Genomic DNA, 6,311 nt, shown 5'->3' on the forward strand with positions numbered 1-6,311 from the left:
AAGTCTACCGGCGGGCCTCCTCCTCTTGGGGCTCTTGGTCCGCGCCGGGGCCCCGGCCGCGCTGCGGGCGCGCCGGGAGCACGCGCAACGCGTCCCCGATGTCGGCCACCTCCCGCACCCGCATGCCGGACGGTACGCGGCCCGGATCGCCCGGCACCAGCGCGTGCGTGAAGCCGAGCCGGGCGGCCTCCGCGAGCCGCCGCTGCACGCCCGTCACCCGCCGCACCTCGCCCGCCAGACCGACCTCGCCGATCGCCACCAGGTTCTTCGGCAGCGGTGTGTCGCTCGCCGCACTGGCCAGGGCCAGTGCCACGGCGAGGTCCGCGGCCGGCTCGGACAGCTTCACGCCGCCGACGGTCGCGCTGTAGATGTCCCGCTTCCCCAGCGCGCTGATCCGGCCGCGCTGCTCCAGCACCGCCAGCATCATCGACACCCGCGACGTCTCCAGCCCGGACGTCGTACGCCGCGGCGACGGGATCTGGCTGTCCACGGTCAGCGCCTGCACTTCGGCGACCAGGGGCCGCCGCCCCTCCAGCGTCACCGTCAGGCAGGTGCCCGGCACCGGGTCGTCGCGGCGGGTGAGGAACAGCCCGGACGGGTCGGCGAGGCCGGTGATGCCCTCGTCGTGCAGCTCGAAGCAGCCCACCTCGTCCGTCGCGCCGTACCGGTTCTTCACGCCGCGCACCAGACGCAGGCGGGCGTGCCGGTCGCCCTCGAAGTGCAGCACGACGTCCACCAGGTGCTCCAGCAGGCGCGGGCCGGCGATCGCGCCGTCCTTGGTGACGTGGCCCACCAGCAGCGTGGACATGCCGCGTTCCTTCGAGGCGCGGATCAGGGCGCCGGCGACCTCCCGCACCTGCGCCACGCCGCCCGGCGCGCCGTCGATCTCCGGGGAGGCCACGGTCTGCACCGAGTCCAGGATCAGGAGCGACGGCTTCACCTCGTCCAGGTGGCCGAGCACGGCGGAGAGGTCGGTCTCCGCCGCCAGGTAGAGGTGGTCGCTGAGCGCGCCGATCCGGTCGGCCCGCAGCCGCACCTGGCCCGCGGACTCCTCGCCCGTCACGTACAGCGTGGGCCGCTGCTCGCTCGCCGCCTTGGCCGCGACGTCCAGCAGCAGCGTGGACTTGCCGACGCCCGGCTCACCGGCCAGCAGGACCACGGCCCCCGGCACCAGCCCGCCGCCCAGCACCCGGTCCAGCTCCGGCACGCCGGTGCCGCGGGCGGTGGCCTGCCGGCCGTCCACCTGGCCGATCGGCAGCGCCGGCGACACCACGCGGCTGGCCGCCGTGGTCCGCACGGCGGGGGCGCCGCCGGTCTCCTCGACCGTGCCCCACGCGTGGCACTCCGGGCAGCGGCCGAGCCACTTGGCGGTGGTCCAGCCGCACTCGGTGCAGCGGTACGAAGGACGGTCCCTGGCGGACGACTTGCGAGCAGCCATGACCGCCACGTTAGCGGCGCGCGCCGACACTCCGCCCCCACGAGTCCCCGGGCTGTGGACAGACGTCACCCTGTGGCCGCGACATGTCCCCCATCGAGGGAGATCGTCACTCGGAAGAGGTAAAGCTGCTCAAGTTGGTCCGACGACACGCCGCTGTCGTCCTACCGTCCTCGAATGAGCACCAGGCGCGAGCACTCCACGCACACCACCGGCGCACACCGAGCGCACTCGGTGCGGCGGCCGACGCCCGCACCCCGCTCGGACCGCTACGAATCCTGTCTCGACGGGCTGTTCACCTACTGCCTCTCCGTCATGTGCGAGCACGACGCGGCCACCGCCGCGCTCGGCGAGGCCCTCGCTCTCGCCGACCGGCAGCACGAACGCGACCGCGCGCCCGCCGACCGCGGACTCCACCGACCCTGGCTCTACGCGCTCACCCGCTGGGCCTGCCTGCGCCGCCTCGCGCAACAGAGCCCCGGCGACCGCGGCCCGGCCACCTCGCCGCAGCTCTCCGGCGCCGCCGCGACCCAGCGCCGCAGGGAACTCGCCGCCCTCGCCTGGCCGGAGGCCGCGGGCACCACCCCCGAACAGCGCGAGGCGCTGGAACTCTCCGTGCGGCACGGGCTGCCCACCCGTGAGGTGGCGGCCGTGCTGTCGCTGAGCACCGAGGCCGCCGGCGACCTGCTGACCAGCGCGGCCTGCGAGGTGGAGCGGACCCGCGCCGCGCTCGCCGTGGTCGAGTCCGGCGGGTGCCCGCTGGTCGGCCGGCTCGCCGGCGACGACCGCCTCCTGATGGGCTCCGCGCTCCGCCGCGAACTCGTCCGGCACGTCGACGACTGCGCCGAGTGCCGCCGCGCCGCGGAGCGCGCCATGGCCGGCATCGGCTGGCCGGGCACCGCCCCCACCGGCCCCACCTCGCTCGCCGTGCTGGAGGCGCCGCGGCACTCCGTGCAGGCCGCGCTCCGTGCCGCCCGCCGCGCGCGCTGCCAGCACAGTCCCCGCTTCGGCAGGAACGGTTTCCCTGCCGAGGTCAGGGACCGCGCGGCCCGGATCGAACGCCTCCGCAGCCGGGCCGTCACCACCACCGTCGTCGCCACCGTGGTGGCCGCCCCGGTGCTGGCCCTCTGGGCGGCGTACCGGGGCGCGCCGCTCACCGGCGAAGGGCGCAGCACCGCGCCCGTCTCCGCCACCGAACAGGACGACGGCGCGCAGAACGGCGGCGACTCCGCCTACCGGCACGTGGGCCGCGCCGAGCCCGGCCCCGGCAAGCACCGCAAGGGCGACCCCGACTCGCGCGTCTCCGTCCGCGTCGAGGGCGGCGACGGGTCCGGTCCGGGCGGCCCCACCACGGGTGCCCGGCGCCTCACCGTCCAGGCCCAGCCCGCCGGCGACGGCACGCTGATCACGCTCACCGCCACCGGCGGCAGCGCCGTCCACTGGACGGCCGGCACGTCCGCCGACTGGCTCGTGCTGAGTCGTTCCTCCGGGGTGCTCCAGCCCGGCCAGTCCGTGTCCTTCTCCGCCTACGTCGTGGAGGCGCGGGAGCCCGCGGGCGCCTGGTCGGCGCGCATCGGCATCGGGCCGGTGGGCGCCGTCGTCACCATCGAGGGCCACGGCGCGGGCAGTCCGCAGCCCCCCGGGGGCGGGCCGCAGGACCCCGGGGGCGGCACCCAGGAACCTCCCGGCTCCCAGGAGCCGACGCCCTCGCCGGACCCGGAGCCCGACCCCGAGCCCGATCCGGACCCGACGCCGTCGCAGGAGCCCACGCCGTCCGAGGAGCCGACGCCCTCACCGGAGCCGGACCCCGACCCGACCCCCACGGTCTCCGAGCCCACTCCCAGCACCAGCTGAGGCCCGTGCCGTGGCCGTGCGGGGTCACACCGGGTCGGCGGGATGCGGGGCGACGAGCGGGAGCTGCGAGGCGATCCGCGCCTCGCAGTACCCGACGAGCACCTCGTACCCGGCCTCACCCATCAGCTCGATCAGCTCCGGCCGGTACGACGCGTACACCGGCTTGCCCGCCCCGTGCGCCGACGGCGCGGCGGTGCACCACCAGTGCAGGTCGTGGCCGCCGGGCCCCCAGCCGCGGCGGTCGTACTCGCCGATCGACACCTGGAGGACCTGCTCGCCGTCCGGCAGCTCGACCCACTCGTACGTGCGGCGGATCGGCAGCTGCCAGCACACGTCCGGCTTGGTCTCCAGCGGCTCGCGGTCCTCGCGCAGTGCGAGGGTGTGCAGCGCGCAGCCCGAGCCGCCGGCGAACCCCGGCCGGTTGTGGAAGATGCACGCGCCCTTCCAGCGGCGGGTCTGCCGCTCGCCGTCCTCGTTCTCCTCGGCCCAGCCGGACGCCGTGCCCACGTCGTGGAACTGCCAGGTCTCCGGCGTCAGCCGGGCCACGTGTTCGGAGACGCGGCGCTCGTCGTCCTCGTCGGTGAAGTGGGCGCCCAGCGTGCAGCAGCCGTCCGACGCGCGGCCGGGGCTGATTCCCTGGCAGCCCTGCCCGAACACGCACTGCCACCGGGAGGTCAGCCAGGTGAGGTCGCAGCGGAAGACCTGCTCGTCGTCCGCCGGGTCCGGGAACTCCACCCAGGCCCTGGCGAAGTCCAGCCCGACCTCTTCGTCCCGGGCCGCCACGGTCGCGGGGGCCGGACCGTCCACAGGGGTCGCCTCGCCTGCCGGGGCCGCCGTGCCGTCGCCCCGCTTGTTCCGCTTCGCCGGTTTCGTCTTTCCCACACAGGACAGGGTAAGCGCCGGGCGACCGGGTGACGCTAGCGTGCGGTACATGAGACTCGGTGTCCTGGACGTGGGATCGAACACGGTGCATCTGCTGGTGGTGGACGCGCACCCCGGCGCGCGCCCCCTTCCGGCGTACTCCCACAAGGCGGAGCTGAAGCTTGCGGAACTGCTGGACGCCGACGGCGCCATCGGCGAGGAGGGCGTGGAACGGCTGACGCTCACGGTCCGTGAGGCCATGCAGGTCGCCGAGGACAAGGGCGTCGAGGCCGTTGTGCCGTTCGCCACCTCCGCCGTGCGCGAGGCCGCCAACGCGGAGGCCGTCCTCGCGCGTGTCGCGGCCGAGACGGGGGTGGAACTGGAGGTCGTCTCCGGCGAGGACGAGGCCCGGCTGACCTTCCTCGCCGTACGCCGGTGGTTCGGCTGGTCCTCCGGGCGCCTGCTGGTGTTCGACATCGGGGGCGGCTCCCTGGAGATCGCCTACGGCCTGGACGAGGAGCCGGACGCGGCGGTGTCGCTGCCGCTGGGCGCGGGACGGCTCACGGCCGGCCGGCTGCCCGGCGACCCGCCCGCGGCGGACGACGTCCGTGCGCTGCGCCGTCATGTGCGGGCGGAGATCGCCCGCATCGTCGGGGAGTTCACCCGTTTCGGGGAGCCCGACCACGTGGTCGCCACGTCCAAGACGTTCAAGCAGCTCGCCCGCCTGGCCGGCGCGGCCCGTTCCGCGGAGGGGCTGTACGTGCAGCGCGAACTCGCGCGGACCTCTCTGGAGGAGTGGGTGCCGAAGCTGGCCGAGATGCCCGCGGACGAACGCGCGAACCTCCCCGGCGTGTCCGAGGGCCGGGCGCGGCAGCTGCTCGCGGGCGCGCTGGTCGCGGAAGGGGCGATGGACCTCTTCGGCGTCGACACGCTGGAGATCTGCCCCTGGGCCCTCCGCGAGGGCATGATCCTCCGCCGTCTCGACCACCTCCGCCCCTGACGGCCCCTCTGCGGCGCCGGGCGGGCGAGCCCGGTCCCGAGGTGCGCGGGGGCAGGGACCCGGCCACCCGGAGCCGCACGCGGCCGGCGTGAGCCGTCTCACGCGGAGCGCCCCGGCCCCCTGCAGAACCCCTGGCCGGGGCGCTCCGCGCCCCGCGCTCGTCACCCGCCGCACGCACCCGTACGGCTACCCGGCCGTAGGCTGTCCCCCGTGGCAGCAGCATCCGCGTGGGAGACGGGCCCCGGCACGCGCCGGGGCGTCGCGTCGGTTCCCGGCCTCCGCCCGGCGCCCAAGGTGGCCCTGTCGACCGCCTCCGTCTACCCGGAGTCGACCGCGGCCGCCTTCGAGATCGCCGGTCGCCTCGGCTACGACGGCGTCGAGGTCATGGTGTGGACGGACCCGGTGAGCCAGGACGTCGAGGCGCTGCGACGCCTCTCCGACCTGCACGGCGTGCCCGTACTCGCCGTCCACGCCCCGTGCCTCCTGATCACCCAGCGCGTCTGGTCCAAGGACCCGTGGACGAAGCTCCGGCGTGCGCGTTCCGCCGCCGAGCGGCTGGGCGCGTCGACGGTGGTCGTGCACCCGCCGTTCCGCTGGCAGCGGGCGTACGCCCGCGAGTTCGTGCAGGGCGTGTGGCGCATGGCGGACGAGACCGACGTGCGGTTCGCCGTGGAGAACATGTTCCCGTGGCGGTACCGGGACCGGGAGATGCTGGCCTACGCCCCCGACTGGGACCCGACGCGGGACGACTACCGCCACTTCACGATCGACCTGTCCCACACCGCCACGTCCCGCACGGACACGCTGGCGATGCTGGAGCGGATGGGCGACCGGCTCGGCCACGTCCACCTCGCCGACGGGAACGGCTCGGCGAAGGACGAGCACCTGGTGCCCGGGCGCGGCTCGCAGCCCTGCGCCGAAGTGCTGACGCACCTGGCGCACAGCGGCTTCGACGGCCACGTCGTGGTCGAGGTCAACACGCGGCGGGCGATGTCCGCCGCCGAACGCGAAGCCGATCTGGCCGAGGCCCTCGCCTACACCCGCCGCCACCTGGCGGCCGCCGTGGCACCGCCGTCCCCCTCGCCCGAGCCCTCCCGGGCGAGGCGTTCGTGAACCGCGCGGACGGCACCCCCCCCCCCCCCCCCCCCCCCCCCCACCCCC

Annotated in this window: 5 protein-coding genes; 3 read left to right on the top strand and 2 right to left on the bottom strand. The window is 75.6% G+C overall.

The annotated features are described in order from the left end of the window. Positions 1-4: 4 nt before the first annotated feature. Positions 5-1,438, bottom strand: a complete 1,434-nt coding sequence (gene radA / locus RM572_RS24000; protein WP_311675481.1) for a DNA repair protein RadA — start codon at positions 1,436-1,438, stop codon at positions 5-7. A 174-nt stretch (positions 1,439-1,612) separates the two neighbouring features. Here radA and RM572_RS24005 point away from each other — a divergent pair, with 174 nt between their 5' ends. Next, entirely contained in the window at positions 1,613-3,289 is a 1,677-nt protein-coding gene (locus RM572_RS24005) for a BACON domain-containing protein (protein ID WP_311675482.1), read from the top strand. 24 nt (positions 3,290-3,313) lie between these two features. On the opposite strand, the gene RM572_RS24010 is transcribed toward RM572_RS24005, so the two are convergent. Then, positions 3,314-4,171 (bottom strand): hypothetical protein, encoded by an 858-nt coding sequence (locus tag RM572_RS24010; RefSeq protein ID WP_394813696.1) that lies wholly within the window; start codon positions 4,169-4,171, stop codon positions 3,314-3,316. A gap of 49 nt (positions 4,172-4,220) precedes the next feature. Between RM572_RS24010 and RM572_RS24015 the strand changes: the two genes are divergently transcribed. Continuing rightward, positions 4,221-5,150, top strand: coding sequence for a Ppx/GppA phosphatase family protein (locus RM572_RS24015; protein WP_311675483.1), 930 nt, complete (start codon positions 4,221-4,223; stop codon positions 5,148-5,150). Between the two features lie 294 nt (positions 5,151-5,444). Further along, positions 5,445-6,263 carry a sugar phosphate isomerase/epimerase family protein gene (locus tag RM572_RS24020; protein WP_311675493.1) on the top strand — a complete coding sequence of 273 codons (819 nt, stop codon included), beginning with the start codon at positions 5,445-5,447 and terminating at the stop codon, positions 6,261-6,263. Positions 6,264-6,311 lie beyond the last annotated feature (48 nt).

It is taken from the genome of Streptomyces hazeniae, assembly GCF_031845485.1.
GTDB lineage: Bacteria > Actinomycetota > Actinomycetes > Streptomycetales > Streptomycetaceae > Streptomyces > Streptomyces hazeniae.